This is a genomic window from Kitasatospora sp. NPDC093558 (assembly GCF_040683475.1).
GTDB lineage: Bacteria > Actinomycetota > Actinomycetes > Streptomycetales > Streptomycetaceae > Kitasatospora.
Genome location: NZ_JBFBDY010000981.1, coordinates 1 through 1,835, shown reverse-complemented (window position 1 = coordinate 1,835; position 1,835 = coordinate 1). Strand labels below are relative to the sequence as shown.

Here is a 1,835-nt window from a genome sequence, read left to right as displayed (position 1 = left end):
CGAGGCGCACGGTGTGCGGGTCGAGCCGGTCGGCGTGCGCGGCCAGGGTGGGCCAGTCGAGGGCGTGGGACTCGGGGATGCCGGCGTGCCGGGCCGCGAAGTAGACGAGGACGGTGCCGAGGAAGGCGAGGGCGATGCCGACCGAGCAGATCACCACGTACTTCCAGGCGGCCTCGACGCCGGCCCGGGTGCGGCGGTGGCCGACCAGGAAGGCGGTGACGATGGTGGTGGCCTCGACGGCGACCCAGAGCACGCCGAGGTTGGCGGTGAGGGTGGCCAGCGCCATCGCGGCGAGGAAGAGGTGGACGAGCAGCCCGTAGCGGCGGGCGGAGCCGGGGTCGGCCCCTTCGGCGGAGAGGTAGGCGGGCCCGGCCGCGCAGGACAGGGCGCCGACGGCACCGATGCCGAGCAGGATCCAGACGGTCAGGGCGTCGGCGCGCAGCAGTCCCGCGTAGGCGGTGGCCGGGCCGCCGGAGGGGACGTCGACGGCGAGCGCGATCGCGCAGGCGAGGATCGCGGCGGGGGAGACCAGCCCCGCCCAGGCGGTGACGGGCCGCCGGCCGAGGAGCGGCTGGAGCGCGGCGACGGCCAGCGGTGCGGCGACGGGCACGGTGAGGAGGACGGCGTCGGGCATCAGTCGTGCAGCTCCCTCAGGTCGTCGAGGTCGGTGCCGCCGAAGGCCGCGCGCATCCGGGCGGTGAGCACCTGGAGGACCAGGACGGCGAACAGCACGTCGAAGGAGACGCCGAGTTCGACGATCAGCGGGACGCCCGAGGTGGCGAGGAAGGCGACGGCGGTGATCCCGTTGTCGATCAGCAGGAAGCCGACCACCTGGGACAGGGCGCGGCGGCGGGTGGCGAGGGTGAAGAAGCCGATCAGGACGACGGCCAGGCCGATCGGCAGGGCCCGGGTGGCGGGCGAGGGCGCGAGGTCGGTGAGCGGGCGGGTGACGGCGTACGCGAGGAGGGTGAGCACGGCGGCGGTCAGCAGCGACGCGGTGACGTTGACCAGCGGTTCGGTCTCGTGGGTCTCCCCGCCCGCGGTGAGGGCGCGCCGCATGAGGTGCGGCAGGAGCCAGGCGCGCAGGACGGCGATCAGCACGGCGACGCCGAGCAGGTCCCAGCGCTGCTCGTGGGCGGACAGGAGGGCGGCGACGGCGGCGAGGGCGATCCCCTGGGCGGCGAAGAGCCTGATGAACGCGGCGAGTTGGCGCCGCCACAGGATCAGGACGGCGGCGAGCAGGAACGCGCCACAGGACAGGTCGAGCAGTTGGGTGTAGAGAGCCGTCGACATGTGGCTCACTCTCCGGTGAGGAAGTAGGAGGCGGCGACGGCCAGCAGGGCCAGCAGGAAGGAGCCGGCCAGCAGTTCGGGCACCCGGAAGAGGCGGATCTTGGCGAGGAACACCTCGGCCGCCGCGAGGAGGCCGCCGAGGAGGGCCACCTTCAGGGCCAGCAGCACCAGGGCGAGCGCGAGCGCCGCCCAGCCGGTGCCGGTGGCGATCCCCCACGGGGTGAACAGCGCAGCGAGCAGCCCGAGGAGAACGGTGAGCCGCAGCTGGGCACCGAGTTCGACGAGGGCGAGGTCGGGGCCCGAGTACTCCAGCACCATCGCCTCGTGGATCATCGTCAGTTCGAGGTGGGTGGACGGGTTGTCGACCGGCAGCCGTCCGGTCTCGGCGACGGTCACCGCGAGCAGGGCGACGGCGGCGAGCAGCCCGGTGGGGGTGGCGAGCCGGGCGGGGTCGTGGACGGCGCCGGAGACGATGTCGGCGAGGTTGGTGGAGCCGGCCGGGATGGACAGCGCGAACACCGACACCAGGAGGGTCGGCTCCAC

General features: G+C 74.0%; 2 protein-coding genes and 1 pseudogene. All 3 read right to left on the bottom strand.

Annotated elements, in window-relative coordinates:
• Positions 1-634 (bottom strand): annotated as a pseudogene (locus AB0O00_RS37630) (hydrogenase); the annotation flags it as partial.
• A complete protein-coding gene (locus tag AB0O00_RS37625) occupies positions 634-1,293 on the bottom strand; it encodes a hypothetical protein (RefSeq protein ID WP_363659191.1) in 660 nt (219 codons plus the stop codon). The pseudogene AB0O00_RS37630 and the gene AB0O00_RS37625, both read right to left, overlap by 1 nt.
• Positions 1,294-1,298: 5 nt before the next feature.
• Positions 1,299-1,835, bottom strand: a 537-nt coding sequence (locus AB0O00_RS37620; RefSeq protein ID WP_363659190.1) for an NADH-quinone oxidoreductase subunit H, incomplete at its 5' end; no start/stop codon positions are given.

Coding starts and splice junctions, on each gene's coding strand:
- AB0O00_RS37625 (WP_363659191.1), bottom strand. CDS start 1,293: ATGTCGACGGCTCTCTACACCCAACTGCTCGACCTGTCCTGTGGCGCG.